This is a genomic window from Nocardia wallacei (assembly GCF_014466955.1).
Classification (GTDB): domain Bacteria; phylum Actinomycetota; class Actinomycetes; order Mycobacteriales; family Mycobacteriaceae; genus Nocardia; species Nocardia wallacei.
The window spans coordinates 6,477,458-6,503,530 of record NZ_AP023396.1; the positions used below are offsets into that span (position 1 = coordinate 6,477,458).

Sequence of the window (26,073 nt, forward strand, 5' to 3'; positions counted from 1 at the left end):
CCCGGGCGCGCAAACTGTACCGATTGTCGTTTCTTCCATTCGGCTGCAACAATCGAGTGAGGGTTGCGGGCACTCTGGCTTCCGCTACTCGTGGAGATCCACAAGACCCCCGCGGGTGTCGGGCTACAGCGAAAGGCATCGGCATGTTCGTGCGTGTGTTCGCCCTGTCATTCATCGTCACAGTGGTGTCGCTGGTGGTCGCGCTGATCTACGGCGGGCCGGAGGCGTTGCTCCTGGCGGCCATCCTCGGTGTTCTCGAGGTGTCGCTGTCCTTCGACAACGCCGTAGTCAACGCCAGTGTCCTGCAACGCCTCAGCGCGTTCTGGCAACGGATCTTCCTGACCGTCGGCGTGCTCATCGCGGTGTTCGGCATGCGATTGCTGTTCCCGCTGGTCATCGTCGCCATCACCGCACACCTCGATCCGGTGAAGGCGTTCGAGCTGGCCCTGAACCCGCCGCCGGACGGCGCGGCCTACTTCTCCGACGGCCGGCCGAGCTACGAGACGCTGCTCAACGAGGCCAATCCGAAGATCGCCGCGTTCGGCGGGATGTTCCTGCTGATGCTGTTCCTGGACTTCATCACCAGCGAGCGCGAGATCACCTGGCTCACCTGGGTGGAACAGCCGCTGGCGCGGCTGGGCCGGTTCCCGATGTTCTCGACCGTCGTGTCGCTGCTGGTGCTCGTCGGCATCGCGGGCTTCACCGCGCCCGACGACCGCGCCGACGTCGTGATGGTCGCGGGCGCGCTGGGCATGGTCACCTACATCCTCGTCAACGGCCTGAGCGAGGCGCTGGACAACGAGCACGAGGAACTGGAACGCACCGGGCCCGGCCCGATCGTCGTCGCCACCGGCAAGGCGGCCTTCTTCGTCTTCCTCTATCTGGAGGTGCTGGACGCGTCGTTCTCCTTCGACGGCGTCATCGGCGCGTTCGCCATCACCGCCGACCCGATCATCATCGCCCTGGGACTGGGCCTGATCGGCTCGATGTTCGTGCGCTCGATCACCGTGTACCTGGTGCGGCAGGGCACCCTGTCGGAGTACGTGCACCTGGAACACGGTGCGCACTGGGCCATCGGCGCGCTCGCCGTCGTGCTGCTGTACTCCACCGGACACCACCTGAACGAAGTGGTCACCGGCATGGTCGGGGTCACGATCATCGCGGCGGCGTTCGTCACCAGCGTCGTCCACAACCGCCGCCGCCGGACCACCGACGACGACTCGCCGACGGAGCCCAGCCTGACGGCGGCTAGCTCGTCCGCTCGATGACGCCCCGCAGGAACGCGGCCTGACCGGCGTGCTGTAGGTCGTCGGAGATCACGCTCACCAGTCGCACGCCGAGGGTGACCGGTGGGTCCCAGTCGGTGTCGACCACGCGGGCCAGGTCGGCGTCGGTGAGCCCGCGGACGTAGCGCAGGGTCTGCTCGTGGACGGCGTCGTAGTAGCCGGTCAGCAGTTCGGCCGGGGCGCGCACGCGGGCCACGTCGGCGGCGCTGTCGCCGTAACCGGTGGCGCCCTTGCCGATCGGCAACGCGAACCGGTCGTACCAGCCCTGGGCGGTCCACACCTGCTCCACCTGCGCGGCGTCGGCGACATGGTCGTCCTGGACTCGGGCCAGGTGCCAGATCAGCCAGGCGATGGTGTTCGCCGCGGGGTCGACCCGGTGGGTCAGAGCCCGCTCGTCCAGGCCGTCGGCCGCTTCGTGCACCACCTCGCGAATTCGCTCGTAGGCATCGGTCAGCACATCCGCACTCGTCATCGTCGAATCTCCGTTCCACGTTGAGTGTCATCCGGCATTCGCGACCGTACTCCGCGGCACCGACAGGGCGATGTCACAGTCGCCGCGGCTGCGTCGTCATCCAGTCGAACCGGCCCGCCGGTGATCGAAATCGTGTGAGAAAGAAGGCATTCCGATGACCGTCGCCTACTACATCGTCACTGTCCTGGCCGCCCTGTGGATCGGCTTCTCGTCGTTCTCGCTGCTTACGCGGAAGCAGTTCGTGGTCGACCCGCTGATCGGGTACGGCGTGCCGCGTTCGTGGTGGAACTGGCTGGGCGTCGCCAAGGGCGCGGGGGCTCTGGGCCTGATCGTGGGCCTGTTCATCCCGGTCGTCGGAATCGCCGCCGCAGTAGCCCTGATCCTCTACTTCACCGGCGCCGTCATCACCACCCTGCGCGCCCACTCGTACAGGACCACACCCTTCCCCGTCCTGTACCTGATCCCCGCCGCAGCCGCCCTCGCCCTCCAGCTGGCCGCCTGAGCACCCATGTTCGAGTCGCCAGGGCCGCGAACCGCGACGCCGAAGGCGGCGCCGATAATGGAGCGCATGAGGTCTAGGCCGTTGACTCTGGTTCGGGATGAGCTCGTCGATTACGACAAAGCGATGGAGCGCATGGCGGAGATGGTCGAGCAGCGGCAGCGTGACGAACGTCCCGACACGCTCTGGTTGCTCAGCCATCCGCCGGTGTACACCATCGGCCGCCGCACGCCGGTCGAGCATCTGCCCGATCCGGCGCGCCACATCCCCGTGGTCGAGACCACCCGTGGCGGGCAGCTGACCTATCACGGTCCCGGGCAGCTGGTCGGGTACCTGATCGTCCGGCTGCACGCCGACGAGGGCGTGGTCGACTACATCCGCGAGGTCGAGCACCGGCTGGTCGCCGCGCTCGGCGACCTGGGCGTCGAGGCGGAACGACGCGACACCCCGCCCGGGGCCGAACTGCTCACCGGCGTCTGGACGGTGGCGACGGGCCGCAAGATCGTCTCCATCGGCATGCGGCAGAGTCGCGGTGTGACCAGTCACGGCTTCGCGCTGAACGTGGACGGCGATCTGGAGCCCTGGCGCTGGGCCGTCGCCTGCGGCCTGCCGGACGTCGACATGACCTCCGTCGCCCGCGAAACCGGTGCGGCCACAATGGATCAGGTCCGCCCGGTGGTGGCGGCCGCCTTCGAGGCCGCCTGATTCCGAGATCAGGGCAGGTCGATCGCTTCCTCGTAGCTCAGCCGCACATCGTGGGTGAGTTCGCCGCCGTCGACCACCACGCGACTGGTCGCGGGCGGATAGCCGCGGGCCACCACCGTGTACTCACCCTGCGGCAGATCGTTCACCACGTACTGACCGTCGGCGTCGGTGCGCGCCGAAGCCACCGGGTTGCCGCGGGCGTCGAGCACCAGGACCTGCGCGTCCGGCACGGCGTGCCCGTCGGCCCACGCCAGACCGGCCAGCGCGCCCGTCGATCCCAGTTCGACGTCGTGGCGCAGCAGCCCGCTGTCGGGCACGGTCAAAGTGGTTGCGGTGGGCCGTCTGTGGTCGGCCACGGCGACCAGGGTGTAGGCGCCGGGGACGACGCCGCGGCACACGTACCGGCCCTCGCCGTCGGTGACGGCCGAACCCACCACCTCACCGCGCGCGTCGGTCAGCGTGACGGTCACGCCGGGCAGCGGGTCACCGCGCCCGGTCGCCCGGACCACTCCGGACACCTCGCCGGTGCCCAGCAGGGTGATGTCCAGCGCTTGCGGCCACTCCCCCACGGTGACAGTGACCGCGGCGGGCTGGTGCCCGGCGGCCGACACGATCAGCACGTATCCACCCGGCCCCGGCGCCTCGATCCGGTAGCCGCCGTCCGGGCCGCCGGTGGCGCGCGAAACCTGATGTCCGCGTTGGTCGATCAGGGTCAGCGCCGCGTCCGGGATCGGGTGGCCGTCCTCACGCTGGACCCGGCCGTCGAGCGAATGTCCTTCGCCGTCGGCATATTCGGCCGACAGCAGCACGGCCGTCGCGGTGCCCGACGACGAGAATGCCGCGCCGCCACGGGTTTCGGCGAGCACGCCGGAATGTGACTCCGCCCGCGAGTGCCGGCCCGCGGATGCGGTTTCCGACCACACCGGCGCATCCTCGCGATCCGGCTCGGGCGCGACCGTCTCCGAAGGGTCCTGCAGCGGAATCTCTTTCATGAACATCAGCACCACGCAGGCCAGCAGCGACACCGCCGCACCCACATAGAACACCCCGGCCAGCGAGTCGGTGAAGCCGATCAGGATCGGCTCCTTCACCGCCGCGGGCAGGGCGCCGATGCCCGCTGTGTCGCTTTGCAATTCGGTGAGCGCGCCGGTGTCGAAGCCGGGGGGCAGCTGCCCGCCGAAGGCGTCCATGATCCGCCGCGGCAGCAGGTTGAACAGGATGGTCAGGAACACCGTGACGCCGAGCGTGCCGCCCATCTGCCGGAAGAACGTCGCCGCGGCCGTGGACACACCCATGTCGGTCTTCGGTCCGGCGGCCTGCGCCGCGATGATCAGCGTCTGCATGCAGCCGCCGAGCCCGACACCGATCACCGCGCTGTAGGCGAGCGGCTGCCACAGCGGGCTGTCGAAGTGCACCTGCGCGAACAGCACCGCGCCGACGGCGATGACGAAGGTGCCCAGCACGGGCAGGATCTTGTACCGGCCGGTGGCCTTCGTGACCGCCCCGGCGAGCGACGAGCCGATCATGATGCCCAGCACCAGCGGCAGCATCATCAGCCCCGACTTGGTCGGCGAATACTCCCGCACCACTTGCAGATACAGCGGCACCATGGAGATCGCCCCGAACATGGCGATGCCGACGATGAACCCGCCGAGAATCGTGATCGAGAACGTCGAACTCCGGAACAGCCGCAGCGGGATCAGCGCGGCATCCTTCATCAGCGCCTCGACGATCAGGAACAGCACCAGCCCGACCGCGCCGAGCCCGTAACACAGCAGCGCCCGCTCCGACTGCCAGCCCCAGCCGCGGCCCTGCTCGGCCACCAGCAGCAGGGGCACCACACAGACCGTCAGGGCGATCGCGCCGAACCAGTCGACCCGGTGCCGCTGCCGTTCGTGCGGCACATTGAGCACCTTCGCCACCACCAGCAGCGCGAGCACCCCGACCGGCACGTTCACCAGGAACACCCAGCGCCAGCCCTCGAGGCCCCACAGGTGGTCGTAATCGGAGAAGAATCCGCCCAGCACCGGGCCCAGCACCGTCGAGGTGCCGAACACCATCATGAAATAGCCCTGGTAGCGCACCTGCTGCCGCGGCGGCACGATATCGCCGATGATGGTGAACGCCAACGACATCAGCCCGCCCGCACCGAGCCCCTGGAACGCCCGGAATCCGGCGAGCTGATACATGGACGTGGCGAACGTGCACGCCGCCGAGCCGATGACGAACAGCCCGATCGCGATGAGGTAGAACGGCTTGCGGCCGTAGATGTCGGCCAGCTTCCCGTACAGCGGCGTGCTGATCGTGGCGGTGATCAGATAGGCCGTCGTCGCCCACGCCTGCTGATCGAATCCGTGCAGACTGTTGGCGATCCGCACGATCGCCACCGTCACGATGTTCTGATCCAGCGCCGCCAGGAACAATCCCAGCAGCAAGCCGGACATGATGGTGAGAATCTGCCGGTGCGACAGCGGCGCGCCCGCATTGGTCATGTTCAAGCCCTGATTCGGTTCGGCCTATCGGGAATGAGTTTCGCTATTGCAGTCGAGCCCGGTGGAGCACGGTAAACCTGGCGCAGATGTGTTTACCTCAGAGAACAAGTTGCCCGCAGCAACTATACAGATCACGACATCACGCCCCGCAAGCCGTTTCCCCGCTCCGCTAGCTCACGTGTGCGACAACAATATCCGCGACCCGCGCCACCGGCACGGTGGTCACGACCTCGAGGGTGGCGGCCTGTCTCGGCTGTCGGCGGGAGCAGGGCGTCGATCCGGTCCGCCGCACGGTAGCCGGGGGCGTCGCGGAATCGGTCAGAACAGGGTCATGGGGGTGGTGGGGACGGGTTCCGGTAGCGGGGCCAGGTTCGGTACCCGGGCACGGATGTCGGCGTGGAAGCGGCGGGCGAGCGTGCGGGATTCGGCGTTGTCGGGGGTGTGGACGAACAGGGTCGGGGAACGGCCCTCCGCCAGCCAGGTGGTGACGATGTCGAGCCAGGGGCGCCAGCCCGCGATGGTGGCGGCGCTGTCGTCGCGGCCGTGGTAGCGGACGATCGGGTGGTCGGTGAGGGCTCGGGTGCGGCGGGGCAGGCGGGGCTTCTTCGACCAGGCCTCGCGTTCACCGGGACTCGTCGGCCGGGCGGCGAACAAGGTGGTGGTGTCGAACGGCAGCCATTCGGCGCCCGCGCGTTCCAATACCTGCTCGAGTTGCCGCGCGGTTCGCTCCTCTTCGAAGAAGGCACGGTGGCGCACCTCGACCGCGTACCGGTACTGCGCGGGCAGCTCTCGCAGCAGCGCGGCCAGCGCGCCGAGTTCGCCGGGGCCGAAGGAGGCCGGTAGCTGCACCCACAGCGCATGCACGCGCGGACCCAACGGCTCCATGGCCGTGAGGAATTCGCGCAGCGGGCCGTCGGTGCCGGACATCCGGCGTTCGTGGGTAACGGGTTTCGGCAGCTTCGGCACGAAGCGGAAATCCGGGTCGGTCTGCGCCGCCCACGAGCGGACCGTGTCCGGCGCGGGCGTCGCGTAGAAGGTGGTGTTGCCCTCGACGGCATTGCACCACTGCGCGTACGACCGCAGCCGCTCTCGCGGATTGGGCTGGCGATCCGCCCAGGCCGAGTGCGTCCACTGCGCACAACCCACGTGAAGCCGCATGGGTCACAGGCTAGTCCCGGCGGCCGACAATCAGTCCCGGCCCCGCTGGAAGAACAGGACCTGCTCGCCGTAGTCGGCCAGCGGGCGGGACTGCCCGGCCTGCCGGATGCCGCTGACCGGCAGATGGGTCAGCTTGGCGAACATCGGGCTGTTGCCGAACGCCGAACGCACCTGGGTCTCGGAGGCGTAGTCGGCGCCGTAATCGGCGAGCGCCGCGAAATCCAGTGGCGCCAGCGGTTCTTCGAGCGGCGGCTGCCCGGCGGGGCGGCCCAGGGCCGCGTACTGGGTGGCGACGCCGTCGGCGTACCAGCACAACTCGTAGGACATGTTCTCGGTGGTGTTCACCGCGATCACCGGCCAGCGCTGCGAAAGCCGCTGCGCCAGTGGGTGCCTGCCGACCGGCGTGAGTTCCCAGTGCAGGCTCATCACCGAGATCCAGCTGCCGCCGGAGCGTTCGATCAGCACCACGTCGTCGCCGAGGCGTTCGGCCAGGTTGAGTTCGGGATCCGGGATGTGCCAATGGGTTTCGTGCACCCCCTGGAACACCGCGCTGTCGGCCGGGAAGGCGCCGTCGGCCTCGTAGGCCGCGATCACCGCCGCGCGCACCTGCAGCAGCGCGTCGGGCGCGGCGCAGCGCACGCTCAGCGCGCCGAAGGAGCTGCCGATCTCCACCGGCTTGGACGGCGGGTCGGCCAGCGCACCCGCCGCCAGCGGTTTCAGCCCGACCAGGCCGAGCTTCCAGTTGATCTCCTCGATCGTGGTGAGGTCGCCGGAGGTCTGGTACAGGATCTGCTGCTGGGTGAGATATCCGGCCCGTTCCAGCGTCGGGCATTCCAGCTTGACCAGCGCGGCCCGGGTCTTGCTGGTGAAGTCGACGTCCTCGATGCGGATTTCCCGCAATCGGGTCGCCATCGCCTGGGTGGTCCACGCCGAGTAGCGCTCGCGATACATGGCCAGCGCCTGCTTGCGCGGGCGGCCGATCATCAAGGTGCGCAGCAACATGTTCAGGCTGGCCAGGTAGCGACCGGCGGAATCCGGTTCGGTGGCGAACAGCCCGGCACGAATGCGCACCGCCTCGGAGCTGGCCGCGACGGCGGACTCGGGATCGAGCCGACACAGCCAGACCCCGCACTTGGACAACCCGTCGGCGCACACTCCGGCCGCCATCGGATAGCGCTGGGCCACATGATGGTAGGCGTCGCACGCCTGGCGGATGGTCGAGGTGGCCAGCTCGCGATGCCCGATGGTGCGCGCGGCCTGCTCGAACAGGCGCAGCGCCTCCTGCACCTGTCCGGCGAACTGCGCGCTGACATGCCCGTTGGCCAGCCACCGCAGCCGGATCAGCACGGCCTCCTGGGCCGGCTCCAGCGCGGCCGGCGCGCGATCCCGGCCCGCACCCTGCTCCTTGGTGGCCAGGAAGGCCCGGGCCAGCTCGCACAGTGAGGTGGCCAATCGCAGCTCGGCCTCGGGTGATCGCTCGGCGGCGGCGGTCCGTCTGTCGTCGGATACCTGCTGCTCGATGGCGCTCAACTCCATCGCAACCTCAACTCCCGCATCACCTTCCACACACGGTCGTCGAGCGGCCGCATCTACCGTGGCGAGTCTGCCACAGATTGGCTTGCGCCGGTGCTCGGATCGGGCGGACAGCATCCGGACACGCGCCGCGCCGCGGCGGCCCTCCTCGTGCCGCTCCGCGAGGGGCTCACTTCTGGCCGGATCCTACCTGCAGGCCAAGGCACACCCCTTCGACCCGACAAGAATCCGTGTTAACTTAATCCGGTATCTCCCCTGAATGATCGGAGTGGCTATGAGCTCGGCTGTGATCGTCGACGTGGTCCGGACCCCGTCCGGCAAGGGCAAGGCCGGGGGCGGCTTGTCGCAGGTACACCCGGCGACGCTACTGGCCGGCGTGCTGGGTGAGCTGATCTCGCGCAACGATCTGGATCCGGCGCTGATCGACGACGTGGTCACCGGCTGCGTCACGCAGAGCGGCGAACAGGCGTTCAACATCGGCCGGACAGCGGTGCTGGCCGCCGGGTTCCCGGAGTCGGTCCCGGCCACCACGGTCGACCGGCAGTGCGGATCCAGCCAGCAGGCCGCGCATTTCGCCGCGCAGGGCGTCATCGCCGGCGCCTACGACATCGCGATCGCCTGCGGTGTGGAGTCGATGAGCCGGGTGCCGATGTTCTCCAACGCGCAGGGCGCGGACGCCAACCGCGGCCCGATCGCCCACCGCTATCCGTTCGGCCTTGTGCAGCAGGGCATTTCGGCGGAGGTGATCGCGGCACGCTGGAAGCTGGACCGGGCCACGCTGGACGAGTTCGCCGCCCGCTCCCACCGCCTGGCCGCCGACACCGCGGCCGCCGGCGGCTTCGCGAACGAACTCGTCGCGGCCGGTGAGCTGACGGCCGACGAGACCATCCGGCCCGCGACCACGGTCGAGGCGCTGGCCGGGCTGCGGCCCGCGTTCGCCGACGCCGAGTACAAGGCGCGCTTCCCGGAGATCGAATGGTCCATCACACCGGGCAATTCGTCGCCGCTGACCGACGGCGCCTCCGCGGCGCTGATCATGAGCGAGGAGAAGGCGAACCAGCTCGGGCTGCGCCCCCGCGCCCGCTTCCACTCGTTCGCCGTGACCGGCGACGACCCGCTGCTGATGCTCACCGCCGTCGTCCCCGCGACCCGAAAGGTGCTGGCGCGCGGCGGTTTGTCGATCGAGGACATCGACGCCTACGAGGTGAACGAGGCGTTCGCACCGGTGCCGCTGGTGTGGGCGCACGAACTCGACGCCGACCCGGCCAGGCTGAACCCGCGCGGCGGCGCCATCGCACTGGGCCACCCGCTGGGCGCGTCGGGCACCCGCATTCTCGCCACCCTGGTCAACCACCTCGAGCAGAGCGGCGGCCGCTACGGCCTGATGACCATGTGCGAGGCGGGCGGACTGGCCAACGCCACCGTGGTCGAACGGCTCTGAGCGTGGCCGAGGACGACAAGCGCAGCGCCCTGGTCACCGGTGGCTCGCGCGGCATCGGCGCGGAGATCGCGCGGCGGCTGGCCGGTGAGGGATATTCCGTGACCATCGCCGCGCGCACGGCGGACACCCTGACCGACACCGCGCGGCGGCTGCGCGCCGAGACCGGCGCGCAGGTGTATCCGGTCGCGGCCGACATGGTCGACCCGGACCGGATCACGGCGCTGGTCGACGCCCATGCCGACCGGTGCGGCGGCCTGGACCTGCTGGTGCTCAGTGCCGGCACCGGCACCGCGGCCCCCGTCGCGAACCTGACCGCCAAGGCACGCGAACGCATGCTCGACGTGAACTTCCGCGCCCCGCTCACCCTCATCCAGGCAGCGCTGCCGCTGCTGCGCGCCCGCGCCGCCGCCGAACCGCAGCGCGGCGCCAAAATCGTTGCGATCGCCTCGATCACGGGTGTGGCGGGCGAGGCGGGCCTGGCCGCCTACGGCGCGACCAAGGCCGCGCTCATCTCGCTGTGCGAGACAATCTCGCTGGAGGAATCGGCGCACGGCGTCAGCGCCACCGCCCTGTCCCCCGGCTACGTCGACACCGACATGAGTGCCTGGAAGCACGGCGAACTCGACCCGGCCGCCATGCTCCCCACCGCCGACATCGCCGAACTGGTGCTGGCCATCTCGCGGCTGTCGGCGCGAGCGGTGGTGCCGAACATCGTGATCTCGCGTGCGGGCGAGCGGCTCTGGCGGGCTTGACCGGAACCGAGCGGACTATCCCGGAATAAAGTCAGCAATCGGCCCGGTTGCTGCTGACATGACGATTACCGAGCACCCCGGCTACGAATGGAATTCCGTCGCGAACGCGCCTGTACGCGAGCTGTTCCCGGGCATCCGGCTGCACCCGCTGTGGTCCGGGAGCAACGGCGCGAAGGCACTCGTACTGAAGATGGACCCGGGCACCTCCTGGGAGGGCATCGACGTGCACCAGCCCGGCCCCGAGGAGGTCTACGTGGTCGAGGGCACCTTCAACGACGGATTCCGTGACTATCCGGCAGGGTCGTTCATCCACGCCCCGGCCGGTTCGTCACACGTGCCGCAGTCGACCGAGGGCTGCACGCTGTTCCTGTTCTATCCCGAGGGCTGAGTTATTCGCCGCTATTCGCCGGCCGCCGGTGGGGCCTCCGTTCCAGCCAGCACCGCGGCGAGTTCGTCGTACCGGCGGCCGGTGAGTTCGGTGAGATCGGTGTGCAGCGCGCTCAGGTGGTCGAGGGTTTCCCGGTCGAGTCCGTGCCGAATCTCCGGACGCCGCAGGAAATCCAGGCCCGCGCGGACCCACCCGTCGAGGGTCCACCACGACAGCACCACCTCCACCGCGCCCATGTCGAGCAGTTCCGGCGGCAGCTCGCCGTCCGGGTCGGGCAGCTCGCCGCCCACCCGATCGAGCCAGGCCCGCGCGAAACCCACGGCGTAGCCGAGATTCACGATCAGACCGGTGAGCACCGGCGGGCCGCAGACGGTCGCGTCCGCCCCGTTGTCCACACACGCACCGATCAGGACCGCGATATTCGCCTGCCCGCCCAGCGGCACGGCGTCGAGCACGGCCGCCAGCCGCGGACCGGCCACCGCCAACTCCTCGGGTGTGACGGTGTCCAGGGCCCGCGCGAGCGCCTCGTGCGCGGCCCTGGTCGCCCGGACGTCATCGGCCCGCACCGTGTGTTCGAAGTCGGTCAGCGCGGCCAGGAATGGGCTAGTCCCCGAGGTCATGAGGGGGCACGCTACCGCACCACCTCAGTCGTCGCTCGCGTCCGGGAACGCCTGCTGGCGGTAGCCGCCGCGCAGCGTTCCCGCCAGGTAGGCCGTCTTGCAGGCCCGGCGGGCGATCTTGCCGCTGGAGGTGCGCGGAATGGATCCCGCGGGCACCAGCAGCAGATCCCGCACCGTGACCCCGTGCCGCTTGGCGATGGCGCCGCGGACGGTCTCGGCGATCGGCTCGGGATCGAGTTTGGCGGCGCCACTGCCCCTTTCGGCGACGATCACCAAATGCTCGGTGCCGGAGCTCCCTTCGAGCACCGTGCCCGGTACCTCGTCGGCGCCCACCGAGAATGCCGCCACGAACCCGGGCCGCAGCGCGCCCGACGACTCCTGCGCCGACATCTCCAGATCCTGCGGGTAGTGATTGCGGCCGTCGACGATCACCAGATCCTTCACCCGGCCGGTGATGTACAGCTCGTCGTCGTGATAGACACCGAAATCACCGGTGCGCATCCACTTCGCGTCCGGCGCGGTGCCTTCGGCGTGGCTGCGGGGCTGCCGGTCGGTAAGCCGGTTGCCGAAGGTGGCCTCGGTCTCCTCGGGCCGTCCCCAGTATCCGATGCCCATGTTCTCGCCGTGCAGCCAGATCTCGCCGACCTCGCCGTCGGGCCGCTCGGCGCCCGTCTCCGGATCCACGATGACCGCCCACTGCGAGCGCGCCACGTGGCCGCAGGACACCTGCGCCACAGCGTCTTCCGCGTCCGGGTCCACCTCGACCATGCGCCCCGCGTTGAGTTCACCACGGTCGACGTAGACTACCTTGGCCTGGTCGTCGCGCTTGGTCGCCGAGACGAACAGCGTCGCCTCCGCCATCCCGTAGCACGGTTTGATCGCCGTCTTCGGCAGTCCGTAGGGCGCGAACGCGTCGTTGAACTTCTGCATCGAGGACACCGAGACCGGTTCGCTGCCGTTGATCAGCCCGATCACGTTCGACAGGTCCAGGTCCTCCCCGGCCTTCGGCAGCCCGCGCACCGCGGCGTGCTCGAACGCGAAATTCGGTGCGGCGGCATAGGTTCCGGCACCGTCGGAGTGCGCGGCCAGTTCCTTGATCCACCGGTAGGGCCGGCGCACGAACGCGCTCGGTGACATGATGGTGATGAACTTGCCGCCGATGGCCGGCAGGATCACGCACAGCAGCCCCATGTCGTGGAACAGCGGCAGCCAGGTGACGCCGCGCGTGCCTTCCTCGATACCCAGCGCGTCGATCATCTGCAGCAGATTCGTGCCGACCGCGCGGTGGGTGATCTCCACCCCGGCCGGTGTCCGGGTGGACCCCGAGGTGTACTGCAGGTAGGCCACGCTGTCGATATTGATCTCGGGCTCGGACCAGCTCGCGCCGACGCTGTCGGGGATCGCGTCCACGGCGATGATGCGGGGGCGCTGCGCGGGTGGCAGCGCGCGGAAGAACTCCCGCACCCCGGCCGCCGCCGAACTGGCCGTCAGGATGGCCGTCGGCTCACAGTCACCGAGGACCGCGTGCAGGCGGTCGGTGTGGCCGGGCTCGTCCGGATCGAACAGCGGCACAGCGATATTGCCCGCGTACACGGCGGCGAACATGCCGACCACGTAGTCCAGGCCCTGGGGCGCCAGGATCGCCACCCGGTCACGCGGGCGCGTCACCTGTTGCAGCCGCGCGGCCACCGCTCGCAATCGCACGCCGAACTGCCGCCAGGTGAGTTCGTGATACTCACCGTCGCGCTCGCGTGAATAGTCGATGTAGCGGTAGGCCAGCTCGTCCCCGTTCGCCGCGCTGTGCTTGTCGACGAAATCGATCAGGGTCGCGTCGCCCAGGATCTTGATGTTGCCTTGCTCGTCCAGATAGTCATCGAAGGTCTCGCCGATCATTCCCTATCCTTTTTCACGCACGTACCCGAGGTCGTGCGATGACCGAACACACAGATCGACACCGAAGCACGCGCAGATTAGCAGGCGCCTCGACCGGGCCCGCTCAGTATCGGCCGAACGCCAGGGACACGTTGTGCCCGCCGAATCCGAACGAGTTCTTCACCGCGTAGTCGATGCGGCCCGACCGCGCCTGCCCGGTCACGACGTCGAGATCGATCTCCGGATCGAGCTTGTCCAGATTGAGGGTGGGCGGGACGACGCCGTCGCGGATCGACAGCACGGTGAGCACCGCCTCGAGCGCCCCGACCGCGCCGATGGAGTGGCCGAGGGCGGATTTCGGCGCGTAGACCGAGGCGTGGTTGCCGATGGACGCGTTGATCGCCTTCGCCTCGGCGGTGTCGCCGATCGGGGTGGCGGTCGCATGCGCATTCACATGTGTCACATCGGTTTTCGACAGTCCCGCGGTTTCCAGTGCGCGGGTGATGGCCCGCGCCGCGCCCTTGCCCTCCAGATCGGGCGCCACCAGATGGAACGCGTCGGAAGTGATCCCGGCGCCCATCAGGCGGGCGTGGATGGTGGCGCCGCGGGCCCTGGCGTGCTCCTCGGTCTCGATCACCATCATCGCGCCCGCCTCACCGAAGACGAAGCCGTCGCGGTCGACGTCGAACGGGCGCGAGGCGCGCTTGGGTTCCTCGTTGCGCGTGCTCATCGCCCGCATCATGGTGAACGCCGCGATCGGCAGCGCCTGGATGGAGCCCTCGACGCCGCCGGTGACCACCATGTCGGCATCGCCCATCACGATCATCCGCCAGGCGTTCGCGATCGCCTCCGATCCGGACGAACACGCCGAGACCGGTGTCGTGATACCCGCTTTCGCCCCCAGCTCCACCCCGACCACCGCGGCCGCGCCGTTGGGCATGATCATCTGGATGGCCAGCGGCGTCACCCGCCGATATCCGGCGTTGTGCATCTTCTTCTTGACGTCGACCAGCATCTCCGCGCCGCCCAGCCCGGTGCCGATCGCCACCCCGAGCCGTTCCCGGTCGACCTCCGGGCTACCGGCGTTGCGCCAGGCCTCGCGGCCGAGCACCAGCGCCATCTGCTCGACGTAGGACAGCCTGCGGGTCTCCTCGCGGGTGAGACCCTGCTCCGGCTTGACCTTCAGATGCCCGCCGATGCGCACCGGCAACTCGAACTGCTCGATGAACTCGTCCTCGAGGACGTCGATCCCGCTCTCACCGTGGAGTAGTCCTTTCCACGTCGAATCGACGTCGCCGGCGATCGAGGTGGTCGCCGCGAGACTGGTGACGACGACGTCGGGGTACCTGCGACTGGAACTCGTCATTCTCGGCTCACTTTCGGTGGCAACACTGCGGTGCTGGGCAACACTGTGGTTCTGAGCAACACTGTGGTTCTGAGCAACACGCGGTTCTGGGCAACACTGCGGCGAACACAAGCGGGAGTGACACCTGCCTCGAGCCCCCTGCCGAGGCGGGTCTAGATTATCGAGGCGAAGCCGACCGGCTCGGCCGCTGAACGCGCAGCAATCCGGTCGCAATTGCACTGTACCGGTTTCCATCCGCAACGTCTCACCCGCACAGCGAGGAAGGGCATCACCGTGGCGAGGAATCTGACGCAGCTCGAACTGCTCCTCGAACTCGAACCGGTCGCCGAGCAGAACGTCGATCGGCATCTGTCGATGGCCAAGGACTGGCACCCACACGACTACATACCGTGGGACGAGGGCCGCAATTTCGCCGCGATGGGCGGGCTCGATTGGGAGCCGGGGCAATCACGGCTGAGCGAGGTCGCGCGCGCGGCCATGATCACCAATCTGCTCACTGAGGACAATCTGCCCTCCTACCACCGCGAGATCTCCGAGAACTTCTCCCAGGACGGCGCCTGGGGCACCTGGGTCGGCCGCTGGACCGCCGAGGAGAATCGTCACGGCATCGTGATCCGCGACTACCTCGTGGTCACCCGCGGCGTGGATCCGGTGAAGCTGGAACAGGCCCGGATGGCCCATATGACGCACGGCTACAACGCCATGAAGCTGCTCCAGGAAAGCGGCCGGGTCACCACCGAAATGCTCGCCGGCACCGGCTTCCTGCACTCGGTGGCGTACGTGACCTTCCAGGAACTGGCCACCCGCGTCTCGCACCGCAATACCGGCCGGGTGTGCGACGATCCCGTGGCCGACCGCATGTTGCAGCGCATCGCCGCCGACGAGAACCTGCACATGATCTTCTACCGCAATATGTGCGGCGCCGCCCTGGATCTGACGCCGGATCAAGCCCTCGAGGCGATCAACGACATCGTGCAGAACTTCCAGATGCCCGGCGCCGGCATGCCCGATTGGCGGCGCAACGGCGTGCTGATGGCCAAGCACGGCATCTACGATCTGCGCCAGCATCTGGAGGAAGTGGTGCTGCCGGTGCTGCGCAAGTGGAACGTGTTCGACCGCAATGACTTCACCGCGCGGGGCGACCGGGTGCGCAACGAACTCGGCGCGTTCCTCGACCGGCTCCAGCAGGACTGCGTGCGGTTCGAGGAGCAGCGTGACCGGGCGCTGGCGCGGGAGGCCCGCAAGCGGGAACTGGTGAACGCCGAGGCGTGACGGATCGGGCGCGGCCGCAAGCGGACTCACCGCCCTGCGCGCCCGCGCCCCTCCGATTCCGCCCTGCCCGTGGCATTTCCGCCGCTCGCGGCCCGTTTTTCGAGTCCGGAAGCGCACTTCCGGACGGGCCGCACGACGGTGAATCAGACGCTCGAGTTAGCTGGCGGCGGCCCCCGAATTTCGCCCCGGCGCCGCCGCTCCGGCGTAAGAGACTGCCTCTCCGAGCATTTCGAATTGGTATCACAGGGAAAAAGCGGCGCAACACACATTGCCAGGAAATAGCCGTTCGGTGCACACTGTAGGCATGACTGCTCTACCCCGCGCTACCCGTGCCACGGATCGCGATTCCGTAGCGCTGATCGGCGCACCCAAGGACACTGTGCACTTCGAGTTCCGCGTCTCCGATCCGCAGCGCCTGACCAAGGTCCGCGAAGCGCTGGCCCGGATCCACGCCGACCGTCACTGACGGCCGCCCTCGACTCGCACAGACTCGGTACCCGGCCGGGCATGGCGCCACCGGGTCCCGGTCCACTGCGGCATCGCTTCCCCACCCGGCCCCGGGCTCCATTCGGGCCGGGTTTCGGTTTCCCTGGCCGAACCGCCCGGACCGCGCGTCGATTCACTTCTTCCGCAAAGGTTTTCAGATCACCCGCGAGACGGCGGGCGGCATCAACGGCCGGTGACGATGGGCGCCAGATAGTTTCGAGCAAAGGCCGACAGCTCCGCGTCGGTGTGCGGGCGCGCCACACCCTCGGGGGCGAGGACCATGGAATGGACGACGCGGCAGACGATCTCGGCGCGGGTCATGAGGTCCGGCGGCGGTTCGAGCAGACCGCGCTGAACCGCCGCGTCCAGCGCCGCGGCCGTGGCGGACACGCACATGGCGAAGGTGGTGGCACCGTCGACGGTGAGTTTCATGACGACGCGTTCCGGCTCGACGGCCAGCATCCGCTCCACGAGCGGATTGGTGCGCCAGCGCGTGACGACGGTGACGAAGACGTCGGCGATCAGATCCGAGATGTCGTCGTGTCGCTCGGGAATCTGCGAGATCTCGGTGAGCACCGCGGTGACTTCGCGATTGATGACCGCCTGGACCAGATCGTCACGCGAGCCCATCCGGCGATAGACCGTCACCCGGTCCACCCCCGCCTGGCGGGCGACATCCTCGATCGTCGTCTTCTTGACACCGACCTTCTGGAATTGGCGCAGCGCCGCATCCAGGATCCGAGTCTCACTGTCGTCCACGGCATCAACGCGGCTCAGCGAGGGTTTCGATGCGGTGGCCACGGCCTCAACCGTAGCAGGCACGACGCCTCGTGCAACAAATCAGTCCAATTTGTTGCCGCAACATTGCAATAGATTTTGTTGCGATGTACGGTCTGGGCATGGTTCTACAGGCTGGCGCAGCGGAGCGTCGCTACCGCGACGAAGCACACGCGATCAACGCGCGCGACGTTCACTTCGACTTCGACTCGGTGCCGATGCATTACATTCCGGGCGAGGTGCTGGCCACCCACATCGTCAACGTCATGCATCTGGTGCTGCCGGAGGGCGAGCGGGCCATGGCCCAGGCGCTCAGCGAGGCGCTGCCGCAGATCGAGGACGAGCGGCTGCGCGAGGCGGTGCGCGGGTTCGTCGGCCAGGAGACCATGCACGCGGGCAGTCACGAGGCGGCGCGCGAGCATCTGCAGTCCATCGGCCTGGACGTCGACTCCTATATCGACAAGATCGGCTGGCTGGTCGACCGGGTGCTGGGCGGCCATGGTCTCACCGGCCGCGCCGAGCAGGAGTGGTTGAAAGAACGCCTCGGGCTGTTCGCCGGTATGGAGCACTACACGGCGGTGCTCGGCGAATGGCTGCTGAATGCCGAGATTCTCGAGGCCAAGGGCATGCATCCGGCGATGCTGGACCTGGTCCGCTGGCACGGCGCCGAGGAGGTGGAGCATCGCAGCGTCGTCTACGACGCGTTCATGCACATCGACGGCAGCTATGCGCGCCGGGCGCGCACCGCCGTCCTGGCCGCCGTGACACTGCTGCCGCTGTTCGTCTTCTCGGCGGGCTACCTGTACCGCAAGGATCCGTCGGCGGACAAGGGGCGGTTCTGGGGACTGCAATTCCTGAATGCCACCCGGCGCGGCGTCATCCCCAGCTGGACGGTGTTCCTCACCGAACTGCCGCGCTACCTGCGCCCGGGATTCCATCCCTCCCAGCTGGGTTCGATGGACAAGGCGCTGCGGTATCTGGCGCATTCTCCGGCGGCCCGGGCGGCGAGCCGCTGATGTACACGGTACTCGCGGCCGAGCCGTCACCGAGCCTGCGAATTCTCGGCGGGGTCATGGACCTCTACAAGCGGGTGTTCGTCAGCGGTCCGGCCGCGCCGCTGCTGTCCCGGCCGAACCCCTTGCGACGCAGCGGGTTCGACACCGAGCTGGTGGTTTCGGCCGTCGAGCGGCGAGCCACCGATGTGGTGAGCCTGGTGTTGCGGTCGCCCGACGGGTCGCCCTTGCCGACCTGGCGACCGGGTGCGCACCTCGATGTCTTCCTGCCGTCCGGGCGACAGCGGCAGTATTCGCTGTGCGGTGACCCCGCCGACCGGTTCCGGTACCGGATCGCGGTGCGACTGATTCCCGGCGGCGGCGGCTCCCGCGAGGTGCACGAGGCGCTGAAAACCGGTGATCGCGTGCGTATTCGCGGCCCGCGCAACGCCTTCGCCCTCGTCGACGCGCCGTCGTATCTGTTCATCGCCGGGGGCATCGGCATCACCGCGATCCTGCCGATGGTCAAGGCCGCGAAGTCGCGCGGGCGGCTGGTGTACACCGGGCGCTCGCGTGCGACCATGCCGTTCCTGGACGAACTGCCGGGCGCGGATGTCCGGCCCGACGACGAATGCGGGCCGCCCGATGTGGCCGCGTTGATCGGACTCGCGAAACCCGGTGCGGCCGTATACGTCTGCGGTCCGCCGCCGATGCTCGTCGCAGCGCAGCGGTGCATGTTCGAGCTCAATCCGACCGGCTCACTGCACACCGAGCGGTTCTCCGCGCCGCCGATCGTCGACGGCAAGGAGTTCGCCGTGCGGCTGGCGCGCAGCGGGAAGACGATTCACGTCGGGGCCGACGAAACCGCCCTGACCGCGATTCGCCGCGAGCTGCCCGATATCGGATATTCGTGTCGGCAGGGCTACTGCGGCACCTGCGAGGTGCGGGTGCTGGGCGGGACCGTCGACCATCGCGATCACATCCTTACCGACCAGGATCGGCGCGACCGCATGCTGGTGTGCGTCTCCCGCGCCGCCGATGACGAACTGGTGGTCGACCTGTGAAGCCCACGACGCCCGGACAGGAGGTGCGCCGATGAGCGCCGAACACACTCATATCGCCGTCGTCGGGGCCGGATTCGGCGGTATCGGGCTGGCCGTCAAGCTGCGCGAGGCCGGTTTCACCGACTTCGTCGTGCTGGAGCGGGCCGCCGACCTCGGGGGGACCTGGCAGGCGAACACCTATCCGGGCTGCGCGTGCGACGTGCCCTCACAGCTGTACAGCTACTCGTTCGCGCCCAACCCGGACTGGTCGCGCACCTACGGCAAGCAGCGGGAGATCCTCGACTACCTTCGCGCGGTCGCGACCGACCACGATGTGTTGCGGCACATGCGTTTCGATACCGAGGTGCTCGACGCGCGCTGGGACGACGAGCAATCGGTGTGGCGCATCGAGACACCGCGCGGGCGGATGACCGCGGACTTCCTGATCTCGGCCGCCGGGATCTTCGCCGAGGCGAAGTATCCTTCGCTGCCCGGCCTGGATTCCTTCGCGGGCACGGCTTTCCATTCGCTGCACTGGGATCACGAACACGACCTGACCGGGGAGCGGGTGGCGGTGATCGGAACCGGGGCCTCCGCGGTGCAGTTCGTGCCCGAGATTCAGCCGCGGGTCGGCAAGCTGCTGGTGTTCCAGCGCTCCGCGCCGTGGATCGTGCCCCGGATGGATCGGGCGACAATGGCGCTGGAGCGGTCGCTGCTGCGGCGTATCCCGCTGGCGCAGCGGGCGGTTCGGGGCGGCTGGTATGCGGCGATCGAGTCGTTCGGACTGATCTCGCTGGTGGACAAGCGTTTCCGGCATCCGTACGAGGCGCTGGGGCGATGGCAGCTGCTGCGGCAGGTGCGTGATGCGGCGTTGCGCCGGAAACTGACTCCGGACTATGTGATCGGCTGCAAGCGGGCCATCTTCTCCGACGCCTACTTCCCCGCCCTGGACCGGCCCAATGTGGAGGTGATCACCGCGGGTATCGCCGAGGTGCGGCCGCGGTCGATCGTGCTGCGCGACGGTACCGAGCATCCGGTCGACACCATCATCTTCGGCACCGGGTTCACACCCATCCCCACGGTCTACGAGCGTTATGTGGGGCGGGAGGGGCTGTCGGTGGCGGAGCTGTATCACAAGCAGCCGCAAAGCTATCTGGGCGTGGCCATCTCGGGTTTCCCGAACTTCTTCATGACGCTCGGGCCGTTCGGCGCGGCCGGAAATCAGTCGGCGATCTATATGATCGAGTCGCAGATCGCCTACATCGTCGACGCGTTGCGGACAGTGCGGCGCACGGGCGCTCGCCGGGTGGAGGTGCGGCCGAACGTGCAGGAGAAATTTCTCGACGAGATGGCCCGGCGCAGCACGAACAGCGTCTGGCTCACCGGCGGCTGCACGAGCTACTACACCACACCTGACGGGCGCAACGCCGGACTGTATCCCAACTGGAGTTTCGAATACCGCAGTCGTACAGCCAAATTCGACACACGATCCTACGAGGTGGCGCAATGAAGGGCCCCAGCTATTCCGTGGCGGGCAAGGTGGTCGCGATCACCGGTGCGGGTCGGGGCATCGGCCGCGAACTCGCGGTGCTGCTGTATCGCCGTGGCGCGTCGGTCGCGCTCATCGACATCGACAAGGACGGCGCGGCGGCGGTGGCCGACCGGCTGGGGGTCCGCGCGGCGGCCTTCGCCGCCGATGTCACCGACCGCGACGGTATGCGGGACGTGATCGCGAGGGTCGCAGAGGATTTCGGGCGCTTGGATGTCGTCGTCGCCAATGCGGGGGTGGTACCCCGGCCCGCGACGCTGCGCACCATGGACGGGCGTGAGTTCGATCGCGTGGTCGACATCAATCTCACGGGAGTGTTCAACACCGTGCGTCCGGCGCTGGATCATGTGATCGCCGGGCACGGGCACGTCGTGGTGGTATCGTCCTGCGCCGCGTTCGCGCCCGGCATGGCCGGGTCGCCGTACATGATCAGCAAGGCCGCGGTCGAGCAGCTGGGCCGGGCGCTGCGCGTGGAACTCGCCGCCGTCGGCGCGAGCGCGGGCATCGCGTATTTCGGCATCGTCGACACCGAGATGACCCACGGCACCCTCGACCGTGACGACCTCGGCCAGGCCCTCGCCAAGATGCTGCCGTGGCCGCTGAACGCCCGCATCACCGCCGGCCGGGCGGCCGAGGTGATCGCCGACGGGATCGAACGCCGCGCGCCCCGCACCGTCGCGCCCGCCGGCTGGGAGGTCTACGCGCTGTTGCGCGGGGCGATCAATGTGGTGCTGGACAACCGGCTGGCGAACGATCCGCGGGTGCACGAACTGGTGCGCCGGGTCGAGCAGCGGGTGCGTGGGTGATCCGCATGACCGCGCGTTTCGAAACACTCTGTGCCGCTTTCCAGCACAATGCCGCGCAGCGGCCCGACGCGGTGGCGCTGCGCTCACCGGGCGATGCCGACACGCTCACCTGGCGCCAATACGCCGACAAGGTTCGTGCGGTCGCGGCCGGACTGTCGGGGCTCGGGGTGCGCCGTGGTGACACCGTCGCGCTGATGATGGCCAACCGCATCGAGTTCTATCCGCTGGAGGTCGGGGCCCAACATCTCGGCGCCACGTCGTTTTCCGTCTACAACACGCTGCCCGCGGAACAGATCGCGCACGTGCTCACCAATTCCGGTGCGCGCGTAGTGATGTGCGAGGCGCAGTATGTCGACCGGCTGCGGGCGAGCGGGATGCCGTTGGATCACGTCGTGTGCGTGGACGAAGCTCCGACGGGAACCATCTCCGTCGCCGAGCTGATGTCCTCCGGTGCACCGGATTTCGACTTCGACGGCAGCTGGCGTGCGGTGCGGCCCGACGACGTGGCGACGCTGATCTACACCTCGGGCACCACCGGACCGCCCAAAGGTGTCGAAACGACCCACGCCAACCTGCTTTTCGAGTGTTACGCCGTCGAGGAGGTGCTCGGAATCCGCTTCGGCGACACCATCACCTCCTACCTGCCCTCCGCGCACATCGCCGACCGGCTCACGGCCCTGTACTTCCAGCTCGTCTTCGGCACCCAGATCACCTGTGTCGACGATCCGAGCCGGATCGGTCCCGCGCTCGCCGACCTTCGTCCCACCATCTGGGGTGCGGTTCCGAGGGTGTGGGAAAAGCTGCGGGCCGCGATCGGTTTCGCGGTGGCCGCCGAGCCGGAGCCGACTCGCGCCGCCATCGAGGGGGCGCTGGAAGTCGGGGGCCGCTACGCCGAGCACAAGATCTCCGGCACACCCGTGCCCGCCGATCTCCAGGCCGAATGGGCGCGCGCCGACGCACTGATCCTCTCGGGGTTGCGCGCCAAGCTGGGCCTGGACAGGGTCCGCTGGGCGCTCTCCGGCGCCGCGCCGATCCCCCGCGAAACCCTCGCGTTCTTCGCCGGGCTCGGCATCCCGATCACCGAGATCTGGGGCATGTCCGAACTCACCTGCATCTGCAGCATCAGCCACCCCGAGCAGGCCCGGCTGGGCACGGTCGGCACGATGCTCCCCGGCATGACCGCCCGGCTCGCCGACGACGGCGAACTCCTCGTCCGCGGCCCTCTGGTCATGAAGGGCTACCGCGGCGAGCCGGAAAAGACCGCCGAGGCAATCGATCCCGATGGCTGGCTGCACACCGGCGACATCATCACCATCGACGACCACGGCTACCTCACCGTCGTCGACCGCAAGAAAGAACTCATCATCAACGCGGCCGGCAAGAACATGTCCCCCGCCCACATCGAAAACACCATCAAGGCCCACTGCCGCCACATCGGCGCCATAGCCACCATCGGCGACGCCCGCCCCTACAACACCGCCCTCATAGTCCTCGACCCCGAAACCCCCCGCGACCCAGAGCTTCTCACCCGAATCACCCAAGGCATCGCCGCCGGAAACGCCGCCCTGTCCCGCGTAGAACAAATCAAACGCTTCCGAATCCTCCCCGCCCCCTGGGAACCAGGCGGCGACGAACTAACCCCCACCATGAAACTCAAGCGGCGGGTGATCGAGGAGAAGTACGCCAGGGAGATCGAGGAGCTGTACGCGGAGGAACCGGGGGTGGGGGTGGTGGAGCCGGGCTGAACACCCCGGCCGCGACTGGATGTGTCACGACCACTCCCCAGCACAACAGCAGCGAAATTCAGTCCGCTGCACCCGCGCTCAGTAGACACCAGCCGCGCGGGCTTCTTGCAAGCGCTGCCACCCAGCACATTGTTCACGGATGCCAGCCGTATCGACATGGTCGGCCTTTCCCTGAATCTGCTGTGCCAGCACTATTGCGACACCGATCTGATGCGATTGCTGAGGTCCGGAGCAGTCTTGCGCTGTCTCTTCCTCGATCAGGACGGGGACCACATCCGAGAGCCCGCAGGTCCGCCGCGCCAGGGCTCTTCGATACGTTTGCCGAGATATTCGAAACCATGTGGGCGGGTGCGCAGGAGGTGACTACCGGGTGACTGGCTATCGCGACGAGCTGGTGATCGCCCGTGCTGCTGTGGCTGAAGGCAGCAAGTTGCTTGCCAGCGGCGAGCGCGGGGCCGTGCACCTCAAAGGTGATCGCGACTTCGTGACCGATCTGGATCGGCGGATCGAGGAGCACGTTCAGGGGTTCCTCGATCGTGAGATGCCTGGGTATGGATTTCTGGGGGAAGAAGGAGACGATCGGGCGGTTGATGCCGGGACCGGGCGAGTGTGGGCGCTCGATCCCATCGATGGAACGTCGAATTACATCCACGGTCTACCACTGTGTGCGGTATCACTGGCATTGCTGCACGACGGTGTTCCGGCGGTCGGTGTCGTCTCGGCTCCCTTTCTGGACCTCGAGTACTTCGCGGCGGCGGGCTGCGGCGCTTTCCGAAATGGTGATCCGATCCGTGCCAGTGGCTGCGAGACTCTCGGTGGTGCAATAGTTTCCATCGGGGACTACGCCACCGGTGACGATGCCGCGCTGAAAAATCGACGCCGCCTGGCTATTACAACGGCACTGGCCGCCAACGTCGAACGCGTACGCATGTTCGGCTCGGCCGCCCTCGACCTGGTATGGGTCGCCGACGGCCGTACCGACGGATGCGTCAGCCTTTCCAACAAGCCTTGGGATACCGCGGCAGGAGTCGCGATCGCGCACGAAAGTGGTGCGGCCGTGGTCGAGCTGAGCGGTGACTCACATCATTTGAGGTCGGACAGCACAATAGCCGTCAGTCCTTCGCTCGCGGCTCAGCTGCTGAGATTGATCGGACAGGTCGCATAACGGGCCTGGTAGAAGCACTCCCGCAACCACTACACAAGTGCGACCCCCGCTACCGCGCGATCGACAACCGCACGCTGCAGTGGAGGCCAGCAGGTTCCCTTCCTGGGCTCACGGTCGGGCACCCCTCGGGGCGACCGCGTAGAGCTCCGAATCGCGTATGTGACCGAGATCCGGTAGGGCCATAAGGCCCATAAATGAAGGCATATCGGTTGTCGGCGCCGTGGCTGAAGTCAGCATTCCGGCCGCTCCCAAACGGGAGCGTAACTTCCGGCGCAGAATTGTCGATCTGCTGAGTGTTCGCCGCCGGGGCCGGCGGCCGACACACCTTCGTCATATCCGATTGCCGAGAGAAGGTAGACCCGGGCAATCCCACGACGGACCGGCGCACCGATCAGACAGAGAGACGAATTCCATGTCCAGCACTATCGAAAGAATCAACGCCATCGCCAACAAACTGCGGACATCGCAAGCGGCGATCGTTACCGAGGAAGCCACCAAGAATGCACTTGTGATGCCGTTTATCTCGCAGGTGCTCGGCTACGACGTGTTCGACCCCTCGGAAGTCGTTCCCGAGTTCGTGGCCGATGTGGGCACCAAGAAAGGCGAGAAGATAGATTACGCAATAAAACGGGACGGAGCCATCCAGATACTGGTCGAATGCAAGAAGATATCCGAGCCGCTCAATATCAATCACGCGTCTCAATTGTATCGATATTTCTCGGTGACATCGGCTCGTCTCGCCATCCTGACCAACGGCCGCGAGTACCAGGTCTTCACGGACGGCGACAGGCCGAATATCATGGATACTAAGCCATTTCTCGTGTTCGATGTACTCGATATGGACAAGGTGCTCGTCCCGGAAGTGGCGAAACTTTCCAAGGAATCGTTCGATCTCGATTCGATCCTCAGCGCCGCGGAAGAGCTCAAGTACATCGGCCAGATCAAGCGCCTGATCGCCAACGAGTTCAAGAGCCCGTCCGACGAGTGGGTGCGATTCTGCACAGCTCGCGTGTACGAAGGCAAGGCCACACAGCGGATAGTCGAGCAGTTTCGCACGCTGACGGCCAAGGCGGTAGCACAGTACATCGCCGATCAGGTGAGCGACCGGCTGAACACCGCTTTGGGCGACAATGACGGTACAGTTATCGCTACCCCCGCACAATCAACAATTCGCCTGACTCCGAAGGCAGCGCTGGATTCATCCGTTCCGGAAAAGAACGACGATATCGTCACCACGGAGGAAGAGTTGTACGGATTCCATATCGTGCGTGCCATTCTGGCCAAGAACATCGATCCGACCAGGATCTCCTATCGCGACGGCAAAGCCTATTTCGCAATTCTCCTCGATGACAACAACCGAAAGCCGCTCGTGCGGCTTCATCTGAACGGCAAATCGGTGAAGTTCATCACCACTTTCGAGAACGGCAGAGACGGGGAGCGTCACAACCTCGGTAATATTGTCGATCTGTACCGTCACGTCGACAGGATCCGCGCTACCGCGGATATCTATACGTAACCACCTCGTCGGACGGCGCGCCGGGTCGGAGCGTGAACCGGTGGGCGATGTCGGCTCGCCGCCGTTGCCACGGGCGGGACGACGGCACTTGCGAGAGACGGCTCGGTGCGAGTATGCCCTTGTGTATGTCGACGTCGC

General features: G+C 67.6%; 24 protein-coding genes. 16 read left to right on the plus strand and 8 right to left on the minus strand.

Annotated features, from left to right (window positions below; genetic code table 11):
- Positions 1-143: 143 nt before the first annotated feature.
- Positions 144-1,268 carry a DUF475 domain-containing protein gene (locus NWFMUON74_RS28735; RefSeq protein ID WP_187684865.1) on the plus strand — a complete coding sequence of 375 codons (1,125 nt, stop codon included), beginning with the start codon at positions 144-146 and terminating at the stop codon, positions 1,266-1,268.
- On the opposite strand, the gene NWFMUON74_RS28740 is transcribed toward NWFMUON74_RS28735, so the two are convergent.
- Complete coding sequence (locus NWFMUON74_RS28740) at positions 1,249-1,758, minus strand: mycothiol transferase (protein ID WP_187684866.1); 510 nt, start codon at positions 1,756-1,758, stop codon at positions 1,249-1,251. The two genes, NWFMUON74_RS28735 and NWFMUON74_RS28740, sit on opposite strands and share 20 nt — an antisense overlap.
- 154 nt (positions 1,759-1,912) lie before the next feature.
- Here NWFMUON74_RS28740 and NWFMUON74_RS28745 point away from each other — a divergent pair, with 154 nt between their 5' ends.
- Both NWFMUON74_RS28745 and lipB read left to right on the plus strand, forming a co-directional pair.
- On the plus strand, positions 1,913-2,260 hold the full coding sequence (locus NWFMUON74_RS28745; protein ID WP_187684867.1) for a DoxX family protein: 348 nt from the start codon (positions 1,913-1,915) through the stop codon (positions 2,258-2,260).
- A 66-nt stretch (positions 2,261-2,326) separates the two neighbouring features.
- On the plus strand, positions 2,327-2,962 hold the full coding sequence (gene lipB, locus NWFMUON74_RS28750) for a lipoyl(octanoyl) transferase LipB (protein WP_187684868.1): 636 nt from the start codon (positions 2,327-2,329) through the stop codon (positions 2,960-2,962).
- Between the two features lie 8 nt (positions 2,963-2,970).
- Here lipB and NWFMUON74_RS28755 read toward each other — a convergent pair whose 3' ends face one another.
- From NWFMUON74_RS28755 to NWFMUON74_RS28765, 3 genes are all read right to left on the minus strand, one after another.
- Positions 2,971-5,454, minus strand: a complete 2,484-nt coding sequence (locus NWFMUON74_RS28755) for an MFS transporter (protein ID WP_187684869.1) — start codon at positions 5,452-5,454, stop codon at positions 2,971-2,973.
- Between the two features lie 318 nt (positions 5,455-5,772).
- Positions 5,773-6,612 carry a DUF72 domain-containing protein gene (locus NWFMUON74_RS28760; protein ID WP_187684870.1) on the minus strand — a complete coding sequence of 280 codons (840 nt, stop codon included), beginning with the start codon at positions 6,610-6,612 and terminating at the stop codon, positions 5,773-5,775.
- Between the two features lie 30 nt (positions 6,613-6,642).
- Entirely contained in the window at positions 6,643-8,148 is a 1,506-nt protein-coding gene (locus NWFMUON74_RS28765) for a hypothetical protein (RefSeq protein ID WP_187684871.1), read from the minus strand.
- A 271-nt stretch (positions 8,149-8,419) separates the two neighbouring features.
- Between NWFMUON74_RS28765 and NWFMUON74_RS28770 the strand changes: the two genes are divergently transcribed.
- The 3 genes from NWFMUON74_RS28770 to NWFMUON74_RS28780 are packed head-to-tail and all read left to right on the plus strand — an operon-like array spanning position 8,420 to position 10,726.
- Positions 8,420-9,586: a thiolase family protein gene (locus tag NWFMUON74_RS28770; protein WP_187684872.1), complete on the plus strand. Its 1,167-nt coding sequence runs from the start codon at positions 8,420-8,422 to the stop codon at positions 9,584-9,586.
- A 2-nt stretch (positions 9,587-9,588) separates the two neighbouring features.
- Positions 9,589-10,338 carry an SDR family NAD(P)-dependent oxidoreductase gene (locus NWFMUON74_RS28775; RefSeq protein WP_197986928.1) on the plus strand — a complete coding sequence of 250 codons (750 nt, stop codon included), beginning with the start codon at positions 9,589-9,591 and terminating at the stop codon, positions 10,336-10,338.
- A 58-nt stretch (positions 10,339-10,396) separates the two neighbouring features.
- Entirely contained in the window at positions 10,397-10,726 is a 330-nt protein-coding gene (locus NWFMUON74_RS28780) for a cupin domain-containing protein (protein WP_187684873.1), read from the plus strand.
- A gap of 11 nt (positions 10,727-10,737) precedes the next feature.
- On the opposite strand, the gene NWFMUON74_RS28785 is transcribed toward NWFMUON74_RS28780, so the two are convergent.
- The 3 genes from NWFMUON74_RS28785 to NWFMUON74_RS28795 all read right to left on the minus strand — a co-directional run bounded on the left by NWFMUON74_RS28785 (position 10,738) and on the right by NWFMUON74_RS28795 (position 14,584).
- A complete protein-coding gene (locus NWFMUON74_RS28785) occupies positions 10,738-11,346 on the minus strand; it encodes a hypothetical protein (RefSeq protein ID WP_187684874.1) in 609 nt (202 codons plus the stop codon).
- A 24-nt stretch (positions 11,347-11,370) separates the two neighbouring features.
- Positions 11,371-13,239 (minus strand): long-chain-fatty-acid--AMP ligase FadD32, encoded by a 1,869-nt coding sequence (gene fadD32, locus NWFMUON74_RS28790; protein WP_187684875.1) that lies wholly within the window; start codon positions 13,237-13,239, stop codon positions 11,371-11,373.
- Positions 13,240-13,342: 103 nt separating this feature from the next.
- Positions 13,343-14,584 (minus strand): KasA/KasB family beta-ketoacyl-ACP synthase, encoded by a 1,242-nt coding sequence (locus NWFMUON74_RS28795; protein WP_187684876.1) that lies wholly within the window; start codon positions 14,582-14,584, stop codon positions 13,343-13,345.
- 273 nt (positions 14,585-14,857) lie between these two features.
- Between NWFMUON74_RS28795 and NWFMUON74_RS28800 the strand changes: the two genes are divergently transcribed.
- Together NWFMUON74_RS28800 and NWFMUON74_RS28805 are read left to right on the plus strand one after the other, a co-directional pair.
- Positions 14,858-15,856, plus strand: a complete 999-nt coding sequence (locus NWFMUON74_RS28800; protein ID WP_187684877.1) for an acyl-ACP desaturase — start codon at positions 14,858-14,860, stop codon at positions 15,854-15,856.
- Positions 15,857-16,160: 304 nt separating this feature from the next.
- Positions 16,161-16,322, plus strand: a complete 162-nt coding sequence (locus NWFMUON74_RS28805; protein ID WP_187684878.1) for a hypothetical protein — start codon at positions 16,161-16,163, stop codon at positions 16,320-16,322.
- A 203-nt stretch (positions 16,323-16,525) separates the two neighbouring features.
- Here NWFMUON74_RS28805 and NWFMUON74_RS28810 read toward each other — a convergent pair whose 3' ends face one another.
- A complete protein-coding gene (locus NWFMUON74_RS28810; RefSeq protein ID WP_232110659.1) occupies positions 16,526-17,143 on the minus strand; it encodes a TetR/AcrR family transcriptional regulator in 618 nt (205 codons plus the stop codon).
- A 98-nt stretch (positions 17,144-17,241) separates the two neighbouring features.
- Here NWFMUON74_RS28810 and NWFMUON74_RS28815 point away from each other — a divergent pair, with 98 nt between their 5' ends.
- From NWFMUON74_RS28815 to NWFMUON74_RS28845, 8 genes are all read left to right on the plus strand, one after another.
- Positions 17,242-18,135, plus strand: a complete 894-nt coding sequence (locus tag NWFMUON74_RS28815; RefSeq protein ID WP_187684879.1) for a metal-dependent hydrolase — start codon at positions 17,242-17,244, stop codon at positions 18,133-18,135.
- Positions 18,135-19,175, plus strand: coding sequence for a PDR/VanB family oxidoreductase (locus NWFMUON74_RS28820; protein ID WP_187684880.1), 1,041 nt, complete (start codon positions 18,135-18,137; stop codon positions 19,173-19,175). Before NWFMUON74_RS28815 ends, NWFMUON74_RS28820 begins: the two co-directional genes overlap by 1 nt.
- Before the next feature lie 31 nt (positions 19,176-19,206).
- Positions 19,207-20,664 carry a flavin-containing monooxygenase gene (locus NWFMUON74_RS28825; RefSeq protein WP_187684881.1) on the plus strand — a complete coding sequence of 486 codons (1,458 nt, stop codon included), beginning with the start codon at positions 19,207-19,209 and terminating at the stop codon, positions 20,662-20,664.
- Positions 20,661-21,509, plus strand: coding sequence for a short-chain dehydrogenase/reductase (locus tag NWFMUON74_RS28830; protein WP_187684882.1), 849 nt, complete (start codon positions 20,661-20,663; stop codon positions 21,507-21,509). Before NWFMUON74_RS28825 ends, NWFMUON74_RS28830 begins: the two co-directional genes overlap by 4 nt.
- 5 nt (positions 21,510-21,514) lie before the next feature.
- A complete protein-coding gene (gene fadD11 / locus NWFMUON74_RS28835; protein ID WP_187684883.1) occupies positions 21,515-23,254 on the plus strand; it encodes a fatty acid--CoA ligase FadD11 in 1,740 nt (579 codons plus the stop codon).
- 156 nt (positions 23,255-23,410) lie between these two features.
- Entirely contained in the window at positions 23,411-23,617 is a 207-nt protein-coding gene (locus tag NWFMUON74_RS36975) for a DUF5919 domain-containing protein (protein ID WP_425300558.1), read from the plus strand.
- A 7-nt stretch (positions 23,618-23,624) separates the two neighbouring features.
- Entirely contained in the window at positions 23,625-24,419 is a 795-nt protein-coding gene (locus NWFMUON74_RS28840; RefSeq protein WP_187684884.1) for an inositol monophosphatase family protein, read from the plus strand.
- Between the two features lie 412 nt (positions 24,420-24,831).
- A complete protein-coding gene (locus tag NWFMUON74_RS28845) occupies positions 24,832-25,935 on the plus strand; it encodes a type I restriction enzyme HsdR N-terminal domain-containing protein (RefSeq protein ID WP_187684885.1) in 1,104 nt (367 codons plus the stop codon).
- Positions 25,936-26,073: the final 138 nt, after the last annotated feature.

Excerpts from the sequence above, each read along its gene's own strand:
- NWFMUON74_RS28780 (WP_187684873.1), top strand. The coding sequence starts at position 10,397 with ATGACGATTACCGAGCACCCCGGCTACGAATGGAATTCCGTCGCGAAC.
- NWFMUON74_RS28760 (WP_187684870.1), bottom strand. The coding sequence starts at position 6,612 with ATGCGGCTTCACGTGGGTTGTGCGCAGTGGACGCACTCGGCCTGGGCG.
- NWFMUON74_RS28845 (WP_187684885.1), top strand. The coding sequence starts at position 24,832 with ATGTCCAGCACTATCGAAAGAATCAACGCCATCGCCAACAAACTGCGG.
- NWFMUON74_RS28770 (WP_187684872.1), top strand. The coding sequence starts at position 8,420 with ATGAGCTCGGCTGTGATCGTCGACGTGGTCCGGACCCCGTCCGGCAAG.
- NWFMUON74_RS28745 (WP_187684867.1), top strand. The coding sequence starts at position 1,913 with ATGACCGTCGCCTACTACATCGTCACTGTCCTGGCCGCCCTGTGGATC.
- NWFMUON74_RS28815 (WP_187684879.1), top strand. The coding sequence starts at position 17,242 with ATGGTTCTACAGGCTGGCGCAGCGGAGCGTCGCTACCGCGACGAAGCA.
- NWFMUON74_RS28735 (WP_187684865.1), top strand. The coding sequence starts at position 144 with ATGTTCGTGCGTGTGTTCGCCCTGTCATTCATCGTCACAGTGGTGTCG.
- NWFMUON74_RS36975 (WP_425300558.1), top strand. The coding sequence starts at position 23,411 with ATGGTCGGCCTTTCCCTGAATCTGCTGTGCCAGCACTATTGCGACACC.
- NWFMUON74_RS28740 (WP_187684866.1), bottom strand. The coding sequence starts at position 1,758 with ATGACGAGTGCGGATGTGCTGACCGATGCCTACGAGCGAATTCGCGAG.
- NWFMUON74_RS28755 (WP_187684869.1), bottom strand. The coding sequence starts at position 5,454 with ATGACCAATGCGGGCGCGCCGCTGTCGCACCGGCAGATTCTCACCATC.
- NWFMUON74_RS28825 (WP_187684881.1), top strand. The coding sequence starts at position 19,207 with ATGAGCGCCGAACACACTCATATCGCCGTCGTCGGGGCCGGATTCGGC.
- NWFMUON74_RS28820 (WP_187684880.1), top strand. The coding sequence starts at position 18,135 with ATGTACACGGTACTCGCGGCCGAGCCGTCACCGAGCCTGCGAATTCTC.
- NWFMUON74_RS28765 (WP_187684871.1), bottom strand. The coding sequence starts at position 8,148 with ATGGAGTTGAGCGCCATCGAGCAGCAGGTATCCGACGACAGACGGACC.
- fadD11 (WP_187684883.1), top strand. The coding sequence starts at position 21,515 with ATGACCGCGCGTTTCGAAACACTCTGTGCCGCTTTCCAGCACAATGCC.
- NWFMUON74_RS28830 (WP_187684882.1), top strand. The coding sequence starts at position 20,661 with ATGAAGGGCCCCAGCTATTCCGTGGCGGGCAAGGTGGTCGCGATCACC.
- NWFMUON74_RS28795 (WP_187684876.1), bottom strand. The coding sequence starts at position 14,584 with ATGACGAGTTCCAGTCGCAGGTACCCCGACGTCGTCGTCACCAGTCTC.
- NWFMUON74_RS28805 (WP_187684878.1), top strand. The coding sequence starts at position 16,161 with ATGACTGCTCTACCCCGCGCTACCCGTGCCACGGATCGCGATTCCGTA.
- NWFMUON74_RS28785 (WP_187684874.1), bottom strand. The coding sequence starts at position 11,346 with ATGACCTCGGGGACTAGCCCATTCCTGGCCGCGCTGACCGACTTCGAA.
- lipB (WP_187684868.1), top strand. The coding sequence starts at position 2,327 with ATGAGGTCTAGGCCGTTGACTCTGGTTCGGGATGAGCTCGTCGATTAC.
- fadD32 (WP_187684875.1), bottom strand. The coding sequence starts at position 13,239 with ATGATCGGCGAGACCTTCGATGACTATCTGGACGAGCAAGGCAACATC.